This window comes from Pseudomonas cistanchae (assembly GCF_054483635.1).
Genome location: NZ_JBTLWN010000002.1, coordinates 500208 through 522270 on the forward strand (window position 1 = coordinate 500208; position 22063 = coordinate 522270).

The window sequence follows — 22063 nt, forward strand, 5'->3', positions numbered from 1 at the left end:
GAGATGCGTCATGCCAGATTCAACGATGGTCGAACAGCGCCAAGCCGAATTGGCCGAGCTGGTCCAGCGCCTGACGCCGGGCGAAGGGATGCACATGACTTCTATCGCCAGCCTGCAGTTGATTCGCACCAACCAGCCGACGCTGCCGATGCCGGTCATTTACACCCCATGCCTGTGCATCATTGCCCAGGGCCGCAAAGAAGTGCGCCTGGCGGAAGAGCGTTATACCTATGACCCGCTGAACTACCTGGTTGCCTCGGTCACGTTGCCGGTGTCCGGGCACGTGATAGAGGCTACGCCGGAAAAGCCCTACCTGAGTCTGAAGCTGGATATCGAACCGACAATGATTGCCAGTCTGATTGCCGACGCGGGGCCGATCGGCGTACCCAATCCTTCGCCGGCGCGGGGATTGTTTCTGGACACCATAGATGCGTCACTGTTGGATGCGGTGATTCGCCTGACTCGCCTGCTGGAAAGCCCGCGCGATGTCGCGATGCTTGCACCATTGGTGCTGCGCGAGATTTTTTACCGGTTGCTCCACAGCCCGCAGGGACGGCATCTGCACGAAATTGCCGTCGCCGACAGCCAGGGGCAGCGCATCGCGCGTGCTATCGAGTGGCTTAACCAGCACTTCGACCAGCCTCTGCGCATCGAGAACCTGGCGCGCGAAGTCAACCTCAGCCCCTCGACCCTGCACCATCGTTTCAAAGCCGTGACTGCCCTCAGTCCGCTGCAATACCAGAAGCAACTGAGGCTGCAGGAAGCCCGCCGCCTGATGCTGTGTGAAGGCCTGGAAGCCGCATCGGCAAGCTACCGGGTCGGCTACGAAAGCCCTTCGCAATTCAGTCGCGAATACAGCCGCCTATTCGGCGCACCTCCGCTTCGTGACTTGGGCCGGCTTAGAAAAATCGTCTGATCTGAGTAAAAAATTTGAATAATTAGCGTTAAACCCAACACTTCCTGAAAAAACGGCCTATTATGGCTGAGCTGACTTGTAGTTATCAGCAAAACCGCATAGGTGCTATGAGCACTCTGGCACCGCAATTCGTATCGATTTAAGAGACACACCATGGCAAATCGCGAAACTGGCACCGTCAAATGGTTCAACGATGAAAAAGGCTTCGGCTTCATTACCCCGACTAACGGCGGCGATGATCTGTTCGTGCACTTCAAAGCTATCCAGAGCGACGGTTTCAAAAGCCTGAAAGAAGGCCAGACTGTTACCTACGTGGCCGCTCGTGGTCAGAAAGGTATGCAAGCTGAAGAGGTACAGGTGGCTTAAGTCCCCCTGTCCTGTTCTAAAACAAGCCCCGCACTCGCGGGGCTTGTTTTTTGGGGTTGAAAAATCTTTGTGCTCTACAAGCCCATCTGCTTGCTGATGATCTCGTTCATGATCTCCCGCGAGCCTCCGCCAATCGACAAGATGCGATTGTCGCGGTAAAGTCGCTCGACCAGGCTCTCGCGCATGAAGCCCATGCCCCCCATGATCTGTACCGCATCATAGGTCAGCCGGTCGGCCACATCGGTGGCAAAATTCTTGGCCATCGAAATTTCCTTGATTACGCTTTTACCGACCGCCATTTTCGCCGCCTGCCGGTAGGTGAAATCGCGCGAAACCTCCAGTTGAGTCGCCATCTCTGCCAGCCGGTGCTTGAGCACCTGGAATTTGCCGATAGGCTTGCCGAACGCCTCGCGCGCTTTGGCCCACTTGAGTGCCTCTTCCAATGCCAGCTGAGCAGTCATATTGGCCATTATCGCCAACGAAAGACGCTCGCTCTGGAAGTTGGCCATGATGCAGGCAAACCCCATGTTTTCCATGCCGATGAGGTTGCCAGCAGGCACCCGGCAGTCATCGAAGAACAGCTCGGCGGTGTCCGATGCCCACCAACCCATCTTCTTCAGCGAGCGGCCAATGCTGAAGCCAGGCGTCCCCTTTTCGATCAATAGCAGGCTGACCCCGCCGAAGCCCTCGCCGCCTGTGCGCACTGCAACCGTGTAATAGTCAGCGCGCACGCCGCTGGTAATAAAGGTCTTGCTGCCCGTGACGCGGTAGTGGTCACCGTCACGTACGGCGCGAGTTTTCAGATTGGCCACATCCGAACCACCAGAGGGTTCCGTCACCGCCAAAGCCATGATCTTTTCGCCCGCCAGCACCTGGGGCACAACATGATCACGCACCTCGGGCCTGGCCCATTTCAATACCGGTGGCAAACCGATATCCAGCGAGCCAAGCCCGGCAACCAGACCACCCGAGCCGCACCGCATGAGTTCTTCACTTGCGGCAACCTTGGCGAATACATCGCCTTCGTGGCTGCCACCGAACTGCTCGGGATAGCCAATCCCCAGAATCCCGGCAGCCCCGGCCTTCAGGTAAAGCTCGCGAGGAAAGGACTCCGCCTCCTCCCACTCATCGATGGCGGGAAGGATTTCACGCTCGACGAAGCGCCGGACGGAATCCCGCACCAATTGATGGGAGTCGTCGAAATATTCCTGGAAAACAGACATGAGGCATCCCCGATGAGGTTTCGGGGAAAATTACCAAGCGCTTGCTTGGCTTACAAGAAAAGTATCGAGCCAGGGATCACGCGATCCAGACCACAACAGGCCACGCCGAAAGCTCAGCTCATAGAATTACGGGGCCGGCTTACAACTGGATCGGACGCCGCCCCGCAATCGAATGGGCTAGCGTACCGCCGTCGACCAATTCTAACTCCCCGCCAAGCGGCATGCCGTGGGCGATACGCGAGGCGATCAAGCCTTTGTTGGCCAATAGCTGGGCTATGTAATGGGCGGTGGCTTCGCCTTCGACCGTCGGATTGGTCGCAAGAATCACCTCGGCGAAAGCACCCGCTTCGATCCGCGCGAGCAATTCCGGAATACCGATGGCTTCAGGCCCCAACCCATCAAGCGGCGACAAATGCCCCTTGAGCACAAAGTACCGACCGCGAAAGCCGGTGTGCTCAACGGCGTAAACATCCATCGGGCCCTCGACGACACACAGCAGGCTGTCATCGCGGCGTGGATCGAGACACAGCTGGCACACCTCGTCCTCGCTCAAGCTGCGGCACTGCCTGCAATGGCCAACACCTTCCATGGCCTGCGTCAGGGCCTGAGCGAGGCGCAATGCGCCACTGCGGTCACGCTCAAGCATCTGCAACGCCATGCGCTGAGCAGTTTTCTGCCCCACACCGGGCAGGATGCGCAGGGAATCGATCAATTGACGGATCAGCGGGCTGAAGCTCATGGGGAACTCGATGACGGCTAGGGTGGCTAAACAGGCGTTTTCAGTCGCCGTTCAGTCAAGGCAGAGTAGCGATCAAGCGGCGTGCAGGACATGGCGGCGACGGACGAGGAATCGCAGTGTGCTGGCGCACATGAGAATTCCGCGCCCGTCGGCAACGCAGCCATGGACGACACCAATCCGATTAGAATGGCATTTTGAAGCCAGGCGGCAACTGCATGCCGGCGGTCATGCCGGACATTTTGTCCTGGCTATTCTGCTCGACTTTGCGCACCGCATCGTTTACCGCGGCGGCGATCAGGTCTTCGAGGATCTCCTTGTCTTCCTGCATCAGGCTGTCGTCCAGGCTGACGCGCTTGACGTCGTGGCGACCGGTCATGACCACGCTGACCAGGCCCGCACCGGATTGCCCGGTTACTTCCGCATTCGCCAGCTCTTCCTGCATCTTCTGCATTTTTTCCTGCATCTGCTGGGCCTGCTTCATCAGGCCGGCCATGCCACCTTTCATCATGGTGCTAGTCCTCGGTAATAGGGGTTAACTGGGTGTATCTAGGGGTTCGATAGTGTCCGCGCGAATAACCGCCGCGAATTGCTGAATCATCTGCTGCACCAGGGGATCGCTCTGGATTGATGCTTCGGCCTCACGCTGGCGGTTGGCGCGCCTACGAGCGGCTGCCTGCGCTGGGGTTTCCTGTTCCGGTTGGCACAACTCGATCTGCAGATTCAGCTCACGACCATGGTACTGGTTCAGCGCATCATTCAAACGTCGTTGCTGCGTGGCATTGAACAGTGCGCTATGACCTGGATCGAGATGCAGCAGCCAGTCGTCGCCGTTCACGGCCATAAGCGTACAGTTGGCGCCGATGCTTCCGGTCATACCGGAAAGCCCAAGTTTGGGAAACAGCTCCAACCACTCAGCCGCCAACCCTGTGGCGGGTTGCGCTGCGGGTAAAACTTCAGGCTCTGCAGCTGGCTCGATATCGGCCATGGCGAAATCGTAATCGAACGACTCGGCGTCCATCTCCACGTAATCGTAATCACCTAGCGGCGGCTCGTCATCAGCCTCCACATCGACTGCAGCCGCAAGCCCAGCATCGCTCGGTTGCGGTTGCGGTTGCGCAGTTACTGGATTGGACGAAGACTCGATCAGAACGAGTGACTCACTACGGGCGTCCACTTCCGCGGGTTCGTCCCATGGCAGATTCGTTACCGCTGCAATGGGTTCGGCAGCCGCAGGCACCTTAACAGCGGCCGGCACATCCATAACTGGAGCAATTGCTAGCGGCTCTTCAACTGATAACGGCAGGATCGCAGGAGCAGGCAGCGCCTCGGATATCTCCGCAGCCGACTCAGGTTCGACCGACGGCGCAACCTCAGCAGTCGGTTTTTCAACATCTGCCGCAACTGCGACAGGCGTTTGCCCTGGGCTGCTAGGCATCGACTCAGCAGCCGGCGCAGCCACAGCGGCGCCGGCCACTGGTTTGGGAAGGGGATCAGCTGTGGCCTGGCTAATCCCTAGCGGCTTTAGCGTTATCCTGGGCGCATCGCCCGTGTCTGCCGGACGGAACGCCAACATCCGCAGCAGCACCATTTCGAATCCGCTGCGTGGGTCCGGCGCCAAAGGCAAGTCGCGGCGGCCGATCAGCCCCATCTGGTAATAAAACTGCACATCCTCGGCCGGCAATACCTGGGCTAACGCCAATACCCGATCACGGTCGCCCTGCCCATTGTCCACCGCGTCGGGCAGCGCCTGGGCGATGGCCACACGGTGCAATACGTTGAGGATTTCCGTCAGCACGCCACTCCAGTCAGGCCCCTGCTCGGCCAGATGACGCACTGCCTCGATCAAGGCCCGCGCATCACCTTCCAACAGCGCATGCAGTACGCCGTAGACCTGGCCATGATCGAGCGTTCCCAGCATCGCCCGCACGTCAGCCGCTAGAACCTTGCCTTCACCAAAAGCGATCGCCTGATCGGTTAGGCTCATGGCGTCGCGCATGGAGCCATCGGCCGCGCGCCCCAGCAGCCAGAGCGCATCGTTTTCGAACGGAATATTTTCCGCGCCCAGTACATGGCTCAGGTGCTCGACCACACGCTCAGGCGGCATATTCTTCAGCGAAAACTGCAAGCAGCGCGACAACACCGTTACTGGCAGCTTCTGCGGATCGGTGGTCGCCAAAAGGAATTTGACGTGGGGCGGCGGCTCTTCGAGGGTTTTCAGCAGGGCATTGAACGAACTGGTGGAGAGCATGTGCACTTCGTCGATCAGGTAGACCTTGAAGCGACCGCGACTCGGCGAGTACTGCACGTTGTCCAGCAATTCACGGGTGTCTTCGACCTTGGTGCGACTGGCGGCGTCGACTTCGATCAAATCAACGAAGCGGCCTTCATCGATCTCCTTGCAAACGGAGCAGACACCACAGGGTGTCGAACTGATACCGGTTTCGCAGTTCAGGCACTTGGCAATAATTCGCGCAATGGTGGTTTTACCGACGCCTCGGGTACCGGTAAACAGGTACGCATGGTGCAGACGCTGGCTGTCCAGGGCGTTGATCAGCGCCTTGAGCACATGGGTCTGGCCGACCATTTCGCGAAACGAGCGCGGACGCCATTTACGTGCAAGAACCTGATAACTCATTGAAAACCGTCGCGAGAGGAAAGCAAAAGTGGGCTAATCCTAGCGGAGCACCGACTAAATTGCATCCAATGCTCGGCCCGACGCCAGGCATTACCACCCGTGGCTACGAATCAGCTGGCTAATAGTCAGACAAAGCGATACCATCCGCGCCGTTCGTACCAAGCTGTAAGTCAATTCGGCCTCGTGCCTCCTCGATGGTTTCTGATAAAGCCCCGCATTCGACTCAACTCGATGTCGTATCGCTCTACTCCGACCCCAACCTGCTGACTGATCTGGCCGTCTCGCGCAAGCGCTGACACATGCCCGCCTCCGAAGTACCGACCTCGCTGAAGATCCTTAGTGGAACTTTTTGCGTGCAGTCTCGCTCCGATCAGATTCTTGCCCTCGATCAAAAAATCGTTCGCTTGGAGCTTTATTTAGCGCAATGACGCGCCTGTAGTTTTAGGAACACCCAAAAAATGAATACTCAACACCAAATTCAGGATGCCATTCGCACCCTATCCAACGCGTTCTCGCCCTTTGCCTGCCATATCATGGCGACCCGCAAAGGCAATTTCAGCTTCACGATCGTCAACCAGGCCGGCATTGCCCAGCACACGCAGCGGCTCTACCCCGAGCAGTACAGCAGCGAGTGTCTGCCGCAGGTAATCGAGCGCGCTCGCCAGTCCTTGCAGGCTTGATCGGGCGCTAGCGAACTTAGCTTCAGCCTCAGGGTCGAACCTGATCTCACTCAGGATGGAGTACGGTCATGGAAAGTTCGAACCGCAAGCTCGCCGAAGCCTTGTTCGCCCCCTTGCGCGTCACCTTCAGTACGCCTCGTCCCGACGGGAGCGTGGTGCTGGCACTGCTCGACGCAAGCGATGCCACCGCCTATAGCCGAGTGATCAGCACCACTCAGCGCCACGATGCACTCGCCTTTGCCCAAAGCCTTGAAGACATTCGCCTGGAACTGGCGGTGCGTTCCGGCAATATTCCTGCGGATATGCGCAAGGCGCTCAAAGAACAGGACAGCGTGCTCAGCTATCACCTGGCCTGAGCCACCCAAAAGCCTCGCACGATTGCGGGGCTTTTTATTGCCTGTTGATTGATGCCGATAAGAGTACAGCGAGCGTCGACGGGTAAACTGTCTGCGGCTGGTAGGTAGGCTGGCATTGGAACGACCCGAGCGGGTCAGAGATGGAGGCAACCCCACCAGCCACACCCCGGCACACAATGTCACCGCTGCGGCTGCTCCCTTCCAGGCCTGACCGGGTTCACGGTTGATCGTTGCGGGGGGACCGGCAGGGCCACCATAACGCAGCTCGCCTTGCAGCGAGCCGCGCCATTGTACCGGCTTGAATCGAAGTTACAACTGCTTCAAGCACTTAGCTCGACTGAGCAGCTGAGACATGACTAAACCTGAAAACGCCGGACCAGTTTTTCCAGGTCCAGCGACAATACCGACAGGCGCTGACTGGCCTGAGTACTCTGCACGGAATTCTTCGCCGCATCATTGGACAGATCACGTATGTCGCTGATGTTGCGTGCAATCTCATCGGTAACGCTGCTCTGCTCTTCGCACGCCGACGCGATCTGCGCAGTCATGTCGTTGATTCGCTGCACTGAACTGTCGGTATCACTCAATGCCTGATCGACCCCGGCGGCCTGCTCCATGCTATGTCGGGCGCGCTCGCTGCCGGAGTGAGTAGCCTTGACCGCATTGTGTACGCCGTGCTGCAGACGCTCGATCATCTCTTGAATGTCTTTGGTCGACACCTGGGTACGCCCGGCCAGAGCCCGCACCTCGTCAGCGACAACGGCAAAACCGCGCCCCTGCTCTCCCGCGCGGGCGGCCTCAATGGCCGCATTCAACGCCAGCAGGTTGGTCTGCTCGGCGATACCCTTGATGACCTCAAGTACCGCGCCAATTTTCGCGGTTTCCTGCTCCAGGGTCTGGATGGTACCGGACGCACTGTCCACTTCACTGGCCAGTTGGCGAATCGATTGAATAGTCGCACCAACCACTTTCGCGACCTGATTGGACTGAGCCTCGGCATGTCGCGCCGCTTGCGCCGCGTTTTGCGCATTGAGCGCAACCTCATGCACCGCCGCGCTCATCTGGGTTGCCGCCGTGCTGACCTGATCGACCGCAGCATGCTCGCGGCTGATCAGGCGATCATTGGTCTCGGCCATTCCCGCCAGGCTTTGCGCAGAGTCGGCGACTTCACCCGTTACCCGCCCGACCTCTTTGATCAGCGGCTGCAGCTTGTCGAGAAAACGGTTGAAGGCATGGCTGAGCTTGCCCAGTTCATCCTTGGAACGCACATCCAGTCTAACCCGCAGGTCCCCGTCGCCATCAGCTATCTGCTCGATGCGGTGCAACAGGTCATGCAACGGCCGGGTAATGAGCAATGGGAAACCCATCACCAGCACCACACAGATCAGCAGCCCGATTGCCATGATCACGCTCTGCTGAACACCGCGCTCGTTGCCCGTGGTGATTGCCGCATGACCCTCGACGCTAGCGGCGTTGTCTTCCAGTTCGCCCAGCTTGTCGATGGCATCACGCATGGCATCGAACTGTGCCTCGCTCTCTGCAAAGCTGAGCTCGGATGCAGCGGCCGGGTCACTGTCAGCCAGTTCCAGCACCCTTGTGGAAGTGGCCTTCCACTGCGCGAAGCCCCGGTCAAAAGCCGCTACAAGCTCAAGTGCGCGAGGCTCGGGTTGCATGTCCGCGTACTTGTGTACCCGCTCATAGGCCTGCTGAACATTCTCTGCATGGCTCGCCTGGAGCGTGGCGTAATAATCGCCGGCCGCCTCATCGAGCGCGCTGCGCTCGGCAACAAAGGCTTGATAGAGATCGCGGTCGGCGTTGAGCAAAAGGCTGATGGCCGGCAGATAACGATTGGTCAGGCGGGTACTGGAGTCAGCAACCTGGCCCAGGCTCTGAATGCCCAGTGTGCCCATCAGCACCATCAGGATGGCCAGCAACAGAATCGGTAAGGCGATTTTCCAGCGAAAACCAAGGTCTGCGAATAGGCGCAACATGTTGAACTCCTTGATGTAGCGGCGCGCGGCCGTACCTCAAAGCATAGTCGCCTTTGGCCATCGAGCCTGGGCTCGCGGCCATCCTTGCGAGAGTCTGAAGCCCGAGCGCCCACGGCCTACTGCTCCGGCCGTCCGCCACCGTGGAATTTTGTTCATCACAATGAGTCAGAAACCTGGCTCGACTTTCCTGCACCCGCTCTGTTGCAATGGCTGCGATTCACAGTGGCAGCACTCTGCGCAGGCAACCTCTCGCCTCTCATCCTTTGAAGGAGCAACAGAATGGCAATGACTAAAGACCAACTGATCAGCGACATCGCCGAAGCTATCGACGCACCGAAAAGCACCATTCGCGCAGCGCTTGAGCAACTCAGCGAAATCGTCAGCGACGCCTTGGAAAATGGTGATGAAATCACCCTGCCGGGCATTGGCAAGCTGAAGATCACTGACCGCACCGCCCGCACCGGCCGCAATCCGCAGACCGGCAAGGCCATCGAAATCGCGGCGAAGAAAGTCGTCAAATATGTACCCGCCAAAGCGCTGACCGACGCAGTCAATTGAAGCAATGCGCCGGCTTCGCTCTTAGCATGCCGGCGCGCAGGCTCTTCTATCCGAGGCATGCACAAGCGCATTTCCACAAATTGCCAGTGCGACATGTCATAAATTTGAAACAGGTTGAAGAATCAGCAAGCGGGTTTGCCATTGGTTGAGCGCTGCTTTAGTTTGAGCGCGCGCTTTGCCTAGGTTGGCGAAGCTGCTTACGGATAAGCCCATAAAAGGAATGCATCATGTTGAAGAAAATTGCTGTTGCTGCTGGCCTGGTTGCCCTGCTGACTGGTTGCGCCACTGGTCTGTCCCCAGTTGGCGTTGGCTTGATCACCGACGTTAAAGGTCCGATCACCGCCACCACCGCTCAAGGCAATAAGACTGGCACTTCGTGCGCCACCACCATCATCGGCCTGATCAACAAAGGCGACGCCTCGATCGAAGCTGCCAAGGCAAACGGCGGCATCTCCACCGTGGCCTCCGCCGATTACCACACCAAAGGCTTCTACCCGTTCTTCGGCGAGACCTGCGTGAGCGTAACCGGCAACTAAGTTACCGCGCCTGATCGACTGGTCCCGGCGCAGCCCGGGCCAGTCCATGCGCTTTGCCCCACCTAGCTGTTCAGCTGCACGCCATAGCCCGCAAGGGCCGCCAGAAACTCCGCCTCATCCATGACCCGAACGCCCAGCTCGCCGGCCTTGCTCAGCTTCGAACCGGCCCCAGGGCCAGCCACCACGCAACTGGTCTTGGCCGACACTGAGCCCGCCACCTTCGCACCCAAGCCCTCCAGATAGTCCTTGGCCTGATCGCGGCTCATGACCTCCAGGCTGCCAGTCAGCACCCAGGTTTGCCCAGCCAGCGGCAGGCCCGCTACAGCTTTCTTCTCGCTCTGCCAGTGCATGCCGAACTCGCGCAGCTGCGCTTCGACGGCACGGGCGAGGTCGATGTTTTCCTGTACCGCGAAGAATTCGCGCAGTGCCTGCTTGGCGCGCTCGTTAAGACCCTTCATCACGCTGAGTTCGAGCCAGTCCTGGCTCAGTGCGATCAGGCCATCGAGACTGTCGACCTTTTCCGCAAGCTTCTTCGCACCGGTACTGGCGATACCGGCAATGTTTAGCTGGTCGATAAAACCGGCCAGGCTGGCGCAGGCCGCAAACTCCGCGTGCACTTCGCCTTCTTCCTGCAGCACCAGGCCACGCTGCAACAACTGGGCGATCACCGTGCGGTTGTGCGCGTCTTCGAAAAAACTGTGGATCTCGTGGGCGACTTCCAGGCCCACATCGGGCAGGTAGATCAAGACTTGCGGCAATGCCTGTTCGATACGCTTGAGCGAACCGAGCGCGCGCGCCAAGAGCTTGGCCGTTTCCTCGCCAACATCCGGGATGCCGAGGGCATAGATAAAGCGCGCCAGGCTTGGTTGACGGCTGTCGGCGATGGCGGCCAACAGATTCCTGGTCGAAAGCTCGGCAAAGCCTTCAAGGCCAACAATCTGTTCGAAGGTAAGCAGATAGAGATCGGCAGGCGAATTTACCAACCCTTCGTCGACCAGTTGCTCGACGCTCTTCTCCCCCAGCCCCTCGATATCCATAGCCCGGCGCGAGACGAAATGAATGATCGCCTGCTTGAGCTGCGCTGCGCAGGCCAGGCGGCCTACGCAGCGATAGATGGAGCCCTCGCTGAAGGATTCCCGCCCCTTGCTGCGCTTGACCAACTGCGTGCGCTCGACATGCGAGCCGCATACTGGGCAGCTTTCGGGAACCTGAACTGCCCGCGCATCGGTCGGACGGCGCTCGGTGACGACTTGTACCACCTGCGGAATTACGTCGCCTGCACGCCTGATGATCACCGTATCACCGATCATCAGGCCCAGACGGGCGACCTCGTCCATGTTGTGCAAGGTCGCGTTGGCAACGGTGACACCCGCCACCTTGACCGGCTTCAACCGTGCCACCGGTGTGACAGCGCCCGTGCGGCCGACCTGAAATTCGACATCAAGCAGTTCGGTCAGCTCCTCCATCGCCGGAAACTTATGGGCAATCGCCCAGCGCGGCTCGCGGGCGCGGAACCCCAGCTCACGCTGCGAGGCCAGGTTGTTGACCTTGAACACCACGCCGTCGATCTCATAAGCAAGCGCTGCGCGGCGCTCGCCGATGCTGCGGTAATAATCCAGGCATTCGGCCGCGCCCTTTGCCAGTTTCAACTCGCGACTGATCGGCATACCCCAGGCTTTCAGCGCCTCCAGAATGCCGGTATGGGTAGGCGGCAATTCACCCTGCACCTGGCCAATGCCGTAACAGCAGAACTCCAGTGGGCGGCTCGCGGTGATCCTAGAGTCCAGCTGGCGCAGGCTTCCCGCTGCGGCGTTGCGCGGGTTGGCAAAGGTTTTCCCACCGTTCTCCAGTTGCCGCGCATTCAGCGCCTCGAAGCCGGCCTTGGAGATAAAGACTTCGCCTCGTACTTCCAGCACGCCAGGCCAGCCGGTGCCCTGCAACTTAAGCGGTACGTTGCGAATGGTGCGCACGTTGACGCTGATGTCTTCACCGGTGCTGCCATCACCCCGGGTCGCGCCGCGCACCAGCAATCCGCCGCGGTACAGCAGGCTGACTGCCAGGCCATCGAGCTTGGGCTCGCAGCTGTACTCGACTTCGGCGCCGTCGCCAAACAGATCGCCGGCCGGCAGATCCAGGCCTTCGCGCACCCGGCGGTCGAAATCCAGCAGGTCGCTTTCTTCGAAGGCGTTGCCCAGGCTGAGCATTGGCACTTCATGCTTGACCTCGCCGAATGCCGAAAGCGCCAGGTTGCCTACCCGCTGGGTCGGTGAATCCGGCGTCACCAAGTGGGGATTTTCGCTTTCCAGCCCCTTGAGCTCATGGAACAGGCGGTCGTATTCAACGTCCGGAATGCTCGGTTCATCGAGCACGTGATACCGGTAATTGTGCACGTCCAGTTCGGCGCGCAGCTCAAGGATGCGTTGGGCGGCGATGGTGCTGTCGGTCATTGCGGGACTCTCTCAAACGAAAAGAGCAGCCTCAGCTGCTCTTTCTTTCACCTATTGATTCAGCGCTTGTTGGTCAGCTGCTTGCGCTCGTATTCAACGATGCGCTGACGGTAATGCTCAATAGTTTGTGCCGTCATCACGCTGCGCTGGTCATCCTTCAATTCGCCATTGAGCTCGTGGGCCAATTTGCGTGCGGCAGCCACCATCACATCGAACGCCTGCTTGGGATGACGCGGCCCCGGCAAGCCGAGGAAGAAACTCACCGCGCGGGTGCTGAAACCCTCGATATCGTCCAGATCGAAGGTGCCTGGCTTGAGCGCATTGGCCATCGAAAACAACACTTCGCCATTGCCGGCCATGCTCTCGTGCCGGTGGAAGATGTCCATCTCGCCGAAGCGCAGGCCGCTTTCCAGAATGTTCTGCAGCAGTGCCGGACCCTTGAAGCCTTCACCGTCGCGGGCGATTACGTTGATCACCAGTACTTCTTCGACAGGAGGCAGCTCTTTGCTGCTGGCTTTGCCGGTGTTTTCAGCGGTATCCGAATTGCCTTCGTCGACCGGGTTGAGCAAGGTCGGCACCGGTTCATCGAGGCCCAGATTCAGGTCGCCCTGCTGCGGCTCGCCCGAGCGGCGACGGTTCAGCTCGCGGGCGCTCATCGATGGCAGGTCTTCTTCATCCAGCGACGGCTCGTGACTGCGGTCGATAACCCGCGGCTGGCTGAGCAGATCGGGATCGCTGTCATCGTCCGGCAAATTGGCGAAACTGCGATCAAGTTTGAACTTGAGTTTGCCTTTACCGCCTCGCATTCGCCGCCAGCCATCGAACAGGATGCCAGCGATCACAATAATGCCGATGACGATCAGCCACTCACGCAGACCGAATTCCATGAAATACCTTAACCCCTAATAAATTGTATGAACTCAGGGCATCCTGCCCATGCTTCGCTAATTCTTTAACGTGTCGCCAACTCTATGTTCTGACTGGTATTTCCCCAGATTAAGCGCCACGTCCATAAACAGTGGGCATTAAGCTAGCACGACGAAAGGCAACTTTACACAGTCCCGCTCATCATGATTCAACCAGCGCCAGCGCCTCTTCCACGTCAACTGCAACCAAACGGGAACAACCGGGTTCGTGCATGGTGACCCCCATCAGCTGATCGGCCATTTCCATGGCGATCTTGTTATGGGTGATGTAGATGAACTGGACCTTTTCCGACATTTCTTTCACCAGTCGCGCATAGCGACCGACGTTCGCGTCATCCAACGGCGCATCGACCTCATCGAGCATGCAGAACGGCGCCGGATTGAGCTGGAAAATCGCAAATACCAGCGCCAGGGCGGTCAATGCTTTTTCCCCGCCCGAGAGCAAATGGATGGTGCTGTTCTTCTTGCCCGGTGGCCGCGCCATGATAGTTACACCGGTATCGAGTAGATCTTCGCCGGTGAGTTCCAAATAAGCGTTGCCACCACCGAATACTTTTGGAAACAGGGCCTGCAATCCGCCGTTGATCTGATCGAAGGTTTCCTTGAAACGGTTGCGGGTTTCCTTGTCGATCTTGCGTATCACGTTTTCCAGGGTATCCAGCGCCTCGACCAAGTCGGCGTTCTGCGCATCCAGGTAGCGCTTGCGCTCGGATTGCTGCTGGTATTCATCGATGGCCGCCAGGTTGATCGGGCCCAGGCGCTGGATCCGCGCCGCCAGGCGCTCCAGTTCTTCCTCCCAGGCACGTTCGCTGGACTCGCCCGGCAGCGTGGCGAGCACGCCGTGCAGGTCATAGTTGTCTTCGAGCAACTGATCCTGCAGAGCTTTACGGCGAACGGTCAGCGACTGCCACTCCATGCGCTGCTGCTCAAGCTGACCGCGCAACAGCTGTGCCTGCTGCTCGGCCTGGGTACGGCGTTTTTCCGCGTCGCGCAATTCGCGGTCGGCGTCTTCCAGGGCCAGGCGCGCGAGCTTGAGCTCGTCTTCCACGCCCATGCGCTTGTCGAGCAGCTCCTCCAGCTTGAGACGCAACTCCTCCAGCGGTGCCTCACCTTCCTCCAGGTTGAGGTCGAGTTGCTCGCGCTTTTCGTGCAGGCGTTCGGCCTGCAGTTCCAGGCGCTCAAGGGCCTGACGGGTGGAGTCATGCTGCGCCCTCAGCGAGCCCATGCGCACCGCCAGCTGGTGAGCGTGGTCCTTGTGCTGACGTGCCTCCTGGCGCACCCGGTCGAGCCGTTCACGCAGGGCGTCTCGGGCCGCCAGCAGGCTTTCGCGCTGTTCGTTATCCAGTGCCATGGCGTCCACGGCATCCTGCAGCTGCAAGCGCGACTCGCCGAGCTGTTCGCGTTCGAGTTCGCGTTGATCGTTCAGCTCCAGCAGTTCGCTATCCAGACGATGCCGGCGCAGGGTCAGCTGTTCGACCTTGGCTTGCCCCGCGGACAGTTGCGCCTTCAGCTCGCCCAGGCGCCGCGCAAGGTCCTGCGACTGACGCCGCTGTTGTTCGCGCAATTCTTCCTGCTGCCGCTGGGTTTCGCGCAGCGTCAGCAGGCGCTCGTCGAGCAGCGCCAAGGCTGCCTCGCGCTCCTCGCGCTCCAGCCCCAGACGCTCCAGCTCCTGACCGCGGGCCAGAACGCCGTTTTCCGCTTCACTGGCGCGACGCACCCGCAGAAAATGCCGGCCGACCCAATAGCCGTCTCGGCTGATCAGGCTTTCCCCGTCTGCCAGAGACGACCGCACCGCCAGGGCGTCATCCAGTGTGTCCACTGGCTTGACCTTGGCCAGCCAGGGCGCCAGGTCGACGCTCGATTCGACCTTGTCCAGCAAACTGCCGGCGCTGCGCACGCCACTCCTGCCTGCACTGGCCAGACGCAGTTCACCCTGGCCCAGGCTGGCAAAATCGAGGCCCGCAAAATCATCCAGCAACACCGCCTGCAGATCGGCACCCAGCACGGCTTCCACCGCCAACTCCCACCCCGCCTCGACCCGCAGGCCTTCGGCCAGGCGCGGGCGCTCGCTGAGTCGTTGTTCGCGCAGCCAGTCGCCCGCGCCCTTGCCCGGATCGAGCGCGGCCTGCTGTAACGCTTCGAGCGAGGCCAGGCGACCATTCAGGCGTTGCAGCTCGCCCTGCGCCTGTTGCTGGGCCTGGCCGGCGTGCTGCAGATCGTTGCGCAGCTGCTGCAAACGCTCGGCCTGTTGTTCTTCAGCGAGCTGCTGATCATCGAGGCTCAATTCGGTCGCGGCGATCTGCTCGCCCAGTTCGAGAATCGCGGCGTCTTCCGGATCGGCCGCCAATTGCTGCAGCTCATCCGTCAGGCGGCGCTGGCGCTCGGCCAGGCGTTCCAGGCTCTGCTCCAACTGGGCGATCCGCGATTGCTGCACCTCAGCCTGACGCCGCGGCTCGGCGCTGCGTTGGTTGAAGCCATCCCACTGTTCCTGCCAGCCATGCATGGCGGTTTCAGATTCCTCCAGCCCGGCAGCCGACTCCTCCGCCGCGGCCGCGGAAAGCTCCTGCTCGGGTTCGAGCATGGCCAGTTCTTCGCCCAGGGTCACCAGCAACGTGCGGTCGTGGCCCAGGTGCGACTCGGTTTCCAGGCGCGCGCGTTCGGCTTCACGCAAATCGTCCTGCAACTGACGCAAGCGCTGCTGGCCGTGCTGGATGCTCTGTTCGACCCGGGCAATGTCGCCACCCACCGAATAGAAGCGGCCCTGCACCAGGTTGAAGCGTTCGGACAACTCGTGATGGCCGTCGCGCAGGCGCTCGATGCTGGCATCGGCGTTGCGCTGCTCGGCTACCAGCGCTTCGAAGCTGATCTCCTGGTTGCCGATAACCGCTTCGCGCTGGCCGACCTGCTCGTTCAGCGCCTGCCAGCGCAGTGCGGTGAGCTGCGCCTTGAGCTGACGCTCCTCGGCCTTGTATTCCTGATACTTCTCCGCCGCCTGAGCCTGGCGATGCAGGCGTTCCAGCTGGCGCTCTAGCTCTTCGCGCAGATCGCTCAAGCGCGCCAGGTTCTCGTGGGTCCGGCGGATGCGGTTCTCGGTCTCGCGACGGCGCTCCTTGTATTTGGAGATGCCCGCCGCCTCCTCGATAAAGTTGCGCAGGTCTTCGGGTTTGGCTTCGATCAGCTTGCTGATCATGCCCTGCTCGATGATCGAGTAGCTGCGCGGGCCCAGGCCGGTGCCTAGGAAGATATCGGTGATGTCGCGGCGGCGGCACTTGGTGCCGTTAAGGAAATAGGTGTTCTGACTGTCGCGGGTGACCCGGCGGCGAATGGAAATCTCGTTGTAGCCGGCGTACTCGCCAGTCAGGGTGCCGTCGGAGTTGTCGAAGATCAGCTCAATGCTGGCTTGGGTCACCGGCTTGCGCGTATTGGAGCCATTGAAGATGACATCGGTCATCGACTCGCCGCGCAGGTTCTTCGCCGAGCTCTCGCCCATCACCCAGCGCACGGCGTCGATGATGTTCGACTTGCCGCAGCCATTGGGCCCGACCACTGCTGCCATGTTGCTCGGAAAATTGACCGTGGTTGGATCGACGAATGATTTGAAACCGGCAAGCTTGATGCACTTGAGCCGCATGGACAGCCTTCCTTAGCGTTCGGCCAACGCCGCAAGTACCAACTGGCAATTGTGGTCGCCATAGCCAAGAAGGACTCGGCGAATACCGGGATGATCGCGGGCGATGATCGCCTGCAGCAGTTCGGCAAAGGTATTGATGAACTGACCCATCTCGCTTCTGCGCCGCTCCAGCGCCAGGTGATAGGTGCGGCTGATGGCCGGCAGCAGGTTCTCGACGGTTTCGTGCAGGTACGGATTGTTGGAGAACGGAAAAGCGGCTCGCATGATGTCAAAGGTGTTTTCGACGAAGGCGTTGATGTCATCCTGCTGCAGGCTGTCCTGCAGACGCGCCTGGATTGCCACAAAGGGCGCCAGGTCGGCCTCGATGCGCCAACCGTCGGCTACCGATTTGCCGAGCAGGATGTACAGCTCGACCACCAAGGCATACAGGCTTTTCACGTTGTGGGCGGTCAACTCGGCAACCTGGGCTCCGCGGCGCGGCGGAATGACGATCAGGTGGCGGCGTTCGAGAATCAGCAAAGCCTCGCGCACCGAGCCACGGCTGACATTCAGCGACTGGGTGACTTTCTGCTCCTGGATGCGCTCACGTTCCTTCAGTTCCCCACGGATGATGCGTTCAGCGAGGTGATGAGCGATCTGCTCAGCGAGGCTGCCAGGGACCTGGAACGTCATGGTTTTCCTTCGAATCGTGCAGAACGCGGGGGGCGCGAGTGTAGCACAGGGCCAGCCCTGGCCAGGAAGATGGCGCGCGTCAGCGCATCATCGACAGCGGGCTCCCGAACCCGCGCTGTATTAACGCTGAATCACTTAACCCGACGGCCGCAATAGAGAAGCGCGAAGCCTAAAAGCAGCTAGCGTTTAGCCAAGTCCCAGGTGTTTTTTGCGCTCATAACCGAATCGCATGACAAACGTCTGACCAGCGAGTCAAATATTTGTTGACCCTAAAGTCAGAAAACTCTAGATTTGCTCCATGCCGAGCCGTGCCAAAGCGCCGCACTTAATGTGCCGTTGTTCAACAGCGCCTGATACGAGCCTCTCGTAAGAACAATAAAATGCCTGGAGGTCGTCCTTGATCCAGTTTTTACTCAACCGGGAGCTGCGCACTGAGCAGCGACTCGACCCTAATGTCACCGTGCTCAATTACTTGCGTGAGCATGTTGGCAAAACCGGAACCAAAGAAGGCTGCGCCTCGGGTGACTGTGGTGCCTGCACCGTGGTGGTCGGCGAACTGGATGGCGAGCGCATCCGCTACCGTACGCTCAACTCATGCCTGACCTTCGTCTCCTCCCTGCACGGCAAACAGCTGATCACTGTTGAAGACCTCAAGCATCAGGGCAAGCTGCACAGCGTGCAACAGGCCATGGTCGACTGCCATGGCTCGCAATGCGGCTTCTGCACGCCCGGCTTCGTCATGTCGCTGTTCGCCCTGCAGAAAGGCCAGGCCGCGCCGGGCAACAGCGGTTTCGACAAGGCTGACACCCTAGAAGCCCTTGCCGGCAACCTCTGCCGCTGCACCGGTTACCGTCCGATCATCGATGCCGCCGAACAAGCCTGCTGCCAGCAGCAACCCGACCAGTTCGACGCCGCCGAAGCCGAAACCGTCGCCCTGCTGAAAACCATGGTGCCGCGTGAAACTGCCGAGCTGAACAGCGGTGACAAGCGCTGCCTGCTGCCACTGACCGTCGCCGACCTGGCCGATATCTACGCGGCCAATCCCGAAGCACGCCTGCTCGCTGGCGGTACCGACCTGGCCCTGGAAGTCACCCAGTTCCACCGCGAACTGCCGGTGATGATCTATGTCGGCCATATCGAATCCATGAAGCGCGTGGAGGTCACCGCCGACACTATCGAAATCGGCGCGGCCACCTCGCTGACCGACTGCTACACGGCGCTGGCCAACGACTACGCGGATTTCGGCGAGCTGTTGCACCGCTTTGCTTCCCTGCAGATCCGCAACCAGGGCACCCTGGGTGGCAATATCGGCAACGCCTCGCCGATTGGCGACGCCCCGCCGCTGCTGATCGCCCTCGGCGCACAGATCGTGCTGCGCAAAGGCGCCACCAGCCGCACCCTGCCACTCGAAGACTATTTCCTCGATTACAAGGTAACTGCCCGCCAGGAAGCCGAGTTCATCGAGAAAATCATCGTGCCGCGCCCTAAAGGCAACCAGGCGTTCCGCGCTTACAAGGTGTCTAAACGCCTGGACGATGATATTTCCGCCGTCTGCGCCGCGTTCAACCTGGTGGTAGAAGACGGCGTGGTGCAAAGCGCACGCATCGCCTTCGGCGGTATGGCCGCCATCCCGAAACGTGCCGCAGCCTGCGAAGCCGCGCTGAACGGCGCCGCCTGGTATCCAGGGGTGATCGAACGCGCCTGCGCCGCGCTGGCCGAGGATTTCACACCGCTTAGCGATTTCCGCGCCAGCAAGGAATACCGCCTGCTCATCGCGCAGAACCTCCTGCGTAAATTCTTCCTCGAGCTGCAAGCTCCCGAAGTCGAAACACGGGTGACCGCGTATGTCTAGCCATCCCAAACTGCAGAAAACCCAGGCCGAACTGGCCGCACTGTTCCGTGCCGAAATCACCACGGGTGTAGGCCGTAGCGTCAAGCACGACAGTGCCGATAAACATGTTTCTGGCGAAGCCACTTATGTGGACGATCGCCTCGAGTTTCCCAATCAGCTGCACGTCTATGCCCGCATGAGCGACCGCGCCCATGCACGCATCGTCAGCATCGACACCGCGCCCTGCTACGCCATCCCGGGCGTGGCCATTGCCATTACCAGCAAGGACGTACCCGGCCAGCTGGACATCGGCCCGGTAGTTGCGGGCGACCCATTGCTGGCGGATGGCAAGGTCGAATACGTCGGCCAGGTAGTGATCGCGGTCGGCGCCGACAGCCTGGAAACCGCGCGCAAGGCGGCCATGGCAGCGGTCATCGAATATGAAGACCTGGAGCCGGTGCTGGACGTCGAAGACGCGCTGCGCAAGAAGCATTTCGTGCTCGACAGCCACCAGCACAAGATCGGCGATTCCGATGCAGCGCTGGCCACCGCACCGCGTCGCCTGCAGGGCAAGCTGCACATCGGCGGCCAGGAGCATTTCTACCTGGAGACGCAGATCTCCTCGGTGATGCCGACTGAAGACGGCGGCATGCTCGTTTACACCTCGACACAGAACGCCACCGAAGTGCAGAAACTGGTGGCCGAAGTACTTGGCGTACCGATGCACAAGATCGTCATCGACATGCGCCGCATGGGTGGCGGTTTTGGCGGCAAAGAAACCCAGGCGGCGGGCCCGGCTTGCCTGTGCGCGGTAATCGCACACCTCACCGGCCGGCCGACCAAGATGCGCCTGCCGCGCGTCGAAGACATGCAGATGACCGGCAAGCGCCATCCGTTCTTCGTCGAATACGATGTCGGCTTCGACGACGATGGTCTGCTGCACGGTATCCAGATGGAACTGGCCGGCAACTGTGGCTACTCGCCGGACCTGTCCGGCTCGATCGTCGACCGGGCGATGTTCCACTCCGACAACGCCTACTTCCTCGGCAATGCCACCATCAATGGTCATCGCTGCAAGACCAACACCGCATCCAACACCGCCTACCGCGGTTTCGGCGGCCCGCAGGGAATGGTTGCCATCGAACAAGTGATGGACCACGTCGCCCGCACCCTGGGCAAGGACCCGCTGGACGTACGCAAGCGCAACTATTACGGCAAGACCGAGCGCAACGTCACCCACTACCACCAGACCGTCGAGCACAACGTCATCCACGAGATGACCGCCGAACTGGAAGCCAGCAGCGAGTACGCCAAGCGCCGCCGTGAAATTATTGATTTCAACAGTAAAAGCCCAGTGTTGAAGAAAGGCCTGGCGCTGACGCCGGTGAAATTCGGCATCAGCTTTACCGCCACTTTCCTCAACCAGGCCGGTGCGCTGATCCATATCTACACCGACGGCTCGATCCACCTGAACCATGGCGGCACGGAGATGGGTCAGGGCCTCAACACCAAGGTGGCGCAGATCGTCGCCGAGGTGCTGCAGGTCGACATTTCGCGCATCCAGATCACCGCGACCAATACCGACAAGGTGCCGAATACCTCGCCGACCGCCGCGTCCTCAGGTGCCGACCTGAACGGCAAGGCCGCGCAGAATGCTGCCGAAACCCTCAAGCAGCGCCTGGTTGATTTCCTGGTGCGCGAGCACAAGGTCACTCCGGAAGATGTCGAGTTCCGCAACGGCCAGGTGCGGGTGCGCGAGCACTTCTTCTCCTTCGAAGAGGTGATCCAGCAGGCCTATTTCAATCAGGTGTCGCTCTCCAGCACCGGCTTCTACCGCACGCCGAAGATTTTCTATGACCGCTCCAAGGCTGCCGGCCGGCCGTTCTACTACTTCGCCTACGGCGCTGCCTGCGCGGAGGTGCTGGTCGACACCCTGACCGGCGAATACAAGATGCTGCGCACCGACATCCTGCACGACGTCGGTGCCTCGCTTAACCCGGCCATCGATATCGGCCAGGTGGAAGGCGCCTTCGTTCAGGGCATGGGCTGGCTGACCATGGAAGAGCTGGTGTGGAACGCCAAAGGCAAGCTGATGACCAACGGCCCGGCCAGCTACAAGATCCCGGCCATCGCCGACATGCCGCTCGACCTGCGGGTCAAGCTGGTGGAAAACCGCAAGAACCCGGAAGACACGGTGTTCCATTCCAAAGCCGTGGGTGAGCCACCATTCATGCTCGGCATCGCGGTCTGGTGTGCGATCAAGGATGCGGTCGCCAGCCTGGCTGACTACCGCGTACAGCCGAATATCGACGCACCGGCAACCCCGGAGCGCGTGCTCTGGGGTGTGGAACAGATGAAGAAACTCCAGCAAACCGCCAAGTCGGCTGCCGCTGCAGAAGTTGAACCGGCGTAACGCCAACCACCTTGGTGAATGTGCTGCACGACAGCTACGCGCCCGATCCACCCTACGAAGTTTCGTAGGGTGGACAACCGCGACGCGTTGTCCACCAGAGGCGCGAATGAAGAACAAAGCAGGTGTACAACAATGACAAAACA

17 protein-coding genes, 1 other RNA gene and 1 pseudogene are annotated in these 22063 nt (G+C 60.1%); 8 read left to right on the forward strand and 11 right to left on the reverse strand.

The features are described from left to right. Positions 1–10 precede the first annotated feature (10 nt). Both ACX0MV_RS09200 and ACX0MV_RS09205 read left to right on the forward strand, forming a co-directional pair. Complete coding sequence (locus ACX0MV_RS09200; RefSeq protein WP_458982194.1) at positions 11–916, forward strand: AraC family transcriptional regulator; 906 nt, start codon at positions 11–13, stop codon at positions 914–916. Positions 917–1069: 153 nt separating this feature from the next. Continuing rightward, on the forward strand, positions 1070–1282 hold the full coding sequence (locus ACX0MV_RS09205) for a cold-shock protein (RefSeq protein WP_069516724.1): 213 nt from the start codon (positions 1070–1072) through the stop codon (positions 1280–1282). Between the two features lie 74 nt (positions 1283–1356). On the opposite strand, the gene ACX0MV_RS09210 is transcribed toward ACX0MV_RS09205, so the two are convergent. The 4 genes from ACX0MV_RS09210 to dnaX form a co-directional block, all read right to left on the reverse strand. Further along, positions 1357–2505 carry an acyl-CoA dehydrogenase family protein gene (locus tag ACX0MV_RS09210; protein ID WP_458982195.1) on the reverse strand — a complete coding sequence of 383 codons (1149 nt, stop codon included), beginning with the start codon at positions 2503–2505 and terminating at the stop codon, positions 1357–1359. A 139-nt stretch (positions 2506–2644) separates the two neighbouring features. Beyond that, positions 2645–3244 carry a recombination mediator RecR gene (gene recR / locus ACX0MV_RS09215; protein ID WP_458982196.1) on the reverse strand — a complete coding sequence of 200 codons (600 nt, stop codon included), beginning with the start codon at positions 3242–3244 and terminating at the stop codon, positions 2645–2647. Between the two features lie 181 nt (positions 3245–3425). Next, complete coding sequence (locus ACX0MV_RS09220; RefSeq protein ID WP_090385942.1) at positions 3426–3752, reverse strand: YbaB/EbfC family nucleoid-associated protein; 327 nt, start codon at positions 3750–3752, stop codon at positions 3426–3428. A gap of 24 nt (positions 3753–3776) precedes the next feature. Beyond that, a complete protein-coding gene (gene dnaX / locus ACX0MV_RS09225) occupies positions 3777–5879 on the reverse strand; it encodes a DNA polymerase III subunit gamma/tau (protein WP_458982197.1) in 2103 nt (700 codons plus the stop codon). 458 nt (positions 5880–6337) lie between these two features. Here dnaX and ACX0MV_RS09230 point away from each other — a divergent pair, with 458 nt between their 5' ends. Together ACX0MV_RS09230 and ACX0MV_RS09235 are read left to right on the forward strand one after the other, a co-directional pair. Beyond that, the gene (locus tag ACX0MV_RS09230; RefSeq protein WP_458982198.1) at positions 6338–6559 is read left to right on the forward strand and encodes a hypothetical protein; all 222 of its coding nucleotides are present in this window, start codon (positions 6338–6340) and stop codon (positions 6557–6559) included. A 68-nt stretch (positions 6560–6627) separates the two neighbouring features. Beyond that, positions 6628–6915 (forward strand): DUF3509 domain-containing protein, encoded by a 288-nt coding sequence (locus ACX0MV_RS09235; RefSeq protein WP_458982199.1) that lies wholly within the window; start codon positions 6628–6630, stop codon positions 6913–6915. Positions 6916–7065: 150 nt separating this feature from the next. Here the strand turns inward: ACX0MV_RS09235 and ffs are convergent. The 3 genes and pseudogenes from ffs to ACX0MV_RS09250 all read right to left on the reverse strand — a co-directional run. Further along, positions 7066–7162: signal recognition particle sRNA small type (gene ffs, locus ACX0MV_RS09240), an RNA gene on the reverse strand. Between the two features lie 109 nt (positions 7163–7271). Next, a complete protein-coding gene (locus tag ACX0MV_RS09245) occupies positions 7272–8051 on the reverse strand; it encodes a methyl-accepting chemotaxis protein (protein WP_458982349.1) in 780 nt (259 codons plus the stop codon). A gap of 78 nt (positions 8052–8129) precedes the next feature. After that, a pseudogene (locus tag ACX0MV_RS09250) lies at positions 8130–8906 on the reverse strand (MCP four helix bundle domain-containing protein); the annotation flags it as partial. 279 nt (positions 8907–9185) lie between these two features. Between ACX0MV_RS09250 and ACX0MV_RS09255 the strand changes: the two are divergent. Further along, positions 9186–9464 (forward strand): HU family DNA-binding protein, encoded by a 279-nt coding sequence (locus ACX0MV_RS09255; RefSeq protein WP_458982200.1) that lies wholly within the window; start codon positions 9186–9188, stop codon positions 9462–9464. Positions 9465–9691: 227 nt separating this feature from the next. Beyond that, complete coding sequence (locus ACX0MV_RS09260) at positions 9692–10000, forward strand: TRL-like family protein (RefSeq protein ID WP_458982201.1); 309 nt, start codon at positions 9692–9694, stop codon at positions 9998–10000. 62 nt (positions 10001–10062) lie between these two features. Here ACX0MV_RS09260 and ligA read toward each other — a convergent pair whose 3' ends face one another. From ligA to ACX0MV_RS09280, 4 genes are all read right to left on the reverse strand, one after another. Beyond that, positions 10063–12447: an NAD-dependent DNA ligase LigA gene (gene ligA / locus ACX0MV_RS09265; RefSeq protein WP_458982202.1), complete on the reverse strand. Its 2385-nt coding sequence runs from the start codon at positions 12445–12447 to the stop codon at positions 10063–10065. A 59-nt stretch (positions 12448–12506) separates the two neighbouring features. After that, positions 12507–13334: a cell division protein ZipA gene (gene zipA / locus ACX0MV_RS09270; RefSeq protein WP_458982203.1), complete on the reverse strand. Its 828-nt coding sequence runs from the start codon at positions 13332–13334 to the stop codon at positions 12507–12509. 181 nt (positions 13335–13515) lie between these two features. Further along, the gene (gene smc / locus ACX0MV_RS09275; RefSeq protein ID WP_458982204.1) at positions 13516–17004 is read right to left on the reverse strand and encodes a chromosome segregation protein SMC; all 3489 of its coding nucleotides are present in this window, start codon (positions 17002–17004) and stop codon (positions 13516–13518) included. 12 nt (positions 17005–17016) lie between these two features. Then, complete coding sequence (locus ACX0MV_RS09280) at positions 17017–17676, reverse strand: GntR family transcriptional regulator (protein WP_458982205.1); 660 nt, start codon at positions 17674–17676, stop codon at positions 17017–17019. Positions 17677–18073: 397 nt separating this feature from the next. Here ACX0MV_RS09280 and xdhA point away from each other — a divergent pair, with 397 nt between their 5' ends. Together xdhA and xdhB are read left to right on the forward strand one after the other, a co-directional pair. Further along, positions 18074–19528, forward strand: a complete 1455-nt coding sequence (gene xdhA / locus ACX0MV_RS09285) for a xanthine dehydrogenase small subunit (protein WP_458982206.1) — start codon at positions 18074–18076, stop codon at positions 19526–19528. Further along, complete coding sequence (gene xdhB / locus ACX0MV_RS09290; protein ID WP_458982207.1) at positions 19521–21920, forward strand: xanthine dehydrogenase molybdopterin binding subunit; 2400 nt, start codon at positions 19521–19523, stop codon at positions 21918–21920. The genes xdhA and xdhB overlap by 8 nt, the downstream gene beginning before the upstream one ends. The last annotated feature ends 143 nt before the right edge of the window (positions 21921–22063 follow it).

Coding starts and splice junctions, on each gene's coding strand:
- ACX0MV_RS09200 (WP_458982194.1), top strand. CDS start 11: ATGCCAGATTCAACGATGGTCGAACAGCGCCAAGCCGAATTGGCCGAG.
- ACX0MV_RS09205 (WP_069516724.1), top strand. CDS start 1,070: ATGGCAAATCGCGAAACTGGCACCGTCAAATGGTTCAACGATGAAAAA.
- ACX0MV_RS09210 (WP_458982195.1), bottom strand. CDS start 2,505: ATGTCTGTTTTCCAGGAATATTTCGACGACTCCCATCAATTGGTGCGG.
- recR (WP_458982196.1), bottom strand. CDS start 3,244: ATGAGCTTCAGCCCGCTGATCCGTCAATTGATCGATTCCCTGCGCATC.
- ACX0MV_RS09220 (WP_090385942.1), bottom strand. CDS start 3,752: ATGATGAAAGGTGGCATGGCCGGCCTGATGAAGCAGGCCCAGCAGATG.
- dnaX (WP_458982197.1), bottom strand. CDS start 5,879: ATGAGTTATCAGGTTCTTGCACGTAAATGGCGTCCGCGCTCGTTTCGC.
- ACX0MV_RS09230 (WP_458982198.1), top strand. CDS start 6,338: ATGAATACTCAACACCAAATTCAGGATGCCATTCGCACCCTATCCAAC.
- ACX0MV_RS09235 (WP_458982199.1), top strand. CDS start 6,628: ATGGAAAGTTCGAACCGCAAGCTCGCCGAAGCCTTGTTCGCCCCCTTG.
- ACX0MV_RS09245 (WP_458982349.1), bottom strand. CDS start 8,051: ATGGCCGAGACCAATGATCGCCTGATCAGCCGCGAGCATGCTGCGGTC.
- ACX0MV_RS09255 (WP_458982200.1), top strand. CDS start 9,186: ATGGCAATGACTAAAGACCAACTGATCAGCGACATCGCCGAAGCTATC.
- ACX0MV_RS09260 (WP_458982201.1), top strand. CDS start 9,692: ATGTTGAAGAAAATTGCTGTTGCTGCTGGCCTGGTTGCCCTGCTGACT.
- ligA (WP_458982202.1), bottom strand. CDS start 12,447: ATGACCGACAGCACCATCGCCGCCCAACGCATCCTTGAGCTGCGCGCC.
- zipA (WP_458982203.1), bottom strand. CDS start 13,334: ATGGAATTCGGTCTGCGTGAGTGGCTGATCGTCATCGGCATTATTGTG.
- smc (WP_458982204.1), bottom strand. CDS start 17,004: ATGCGGCTCAAGTGCATCAAGCTTGCCGGTTTCAAATCATTCGTCGAT.
- ACX0MV_RS09280 (WP_458982205.1), bottom strand. CDS start 17,676: ATGACGTTCCAGGTCCCTGGCAGCCTCGCTGAGCAGATCGCTCATCAC.
- xdhB (WP_458982207.1), top strand. CDS start 19,521: ATGTCTAGCCATCCCAAACTGCAGAAAACCCAGGCCGAACTGGCCGCA.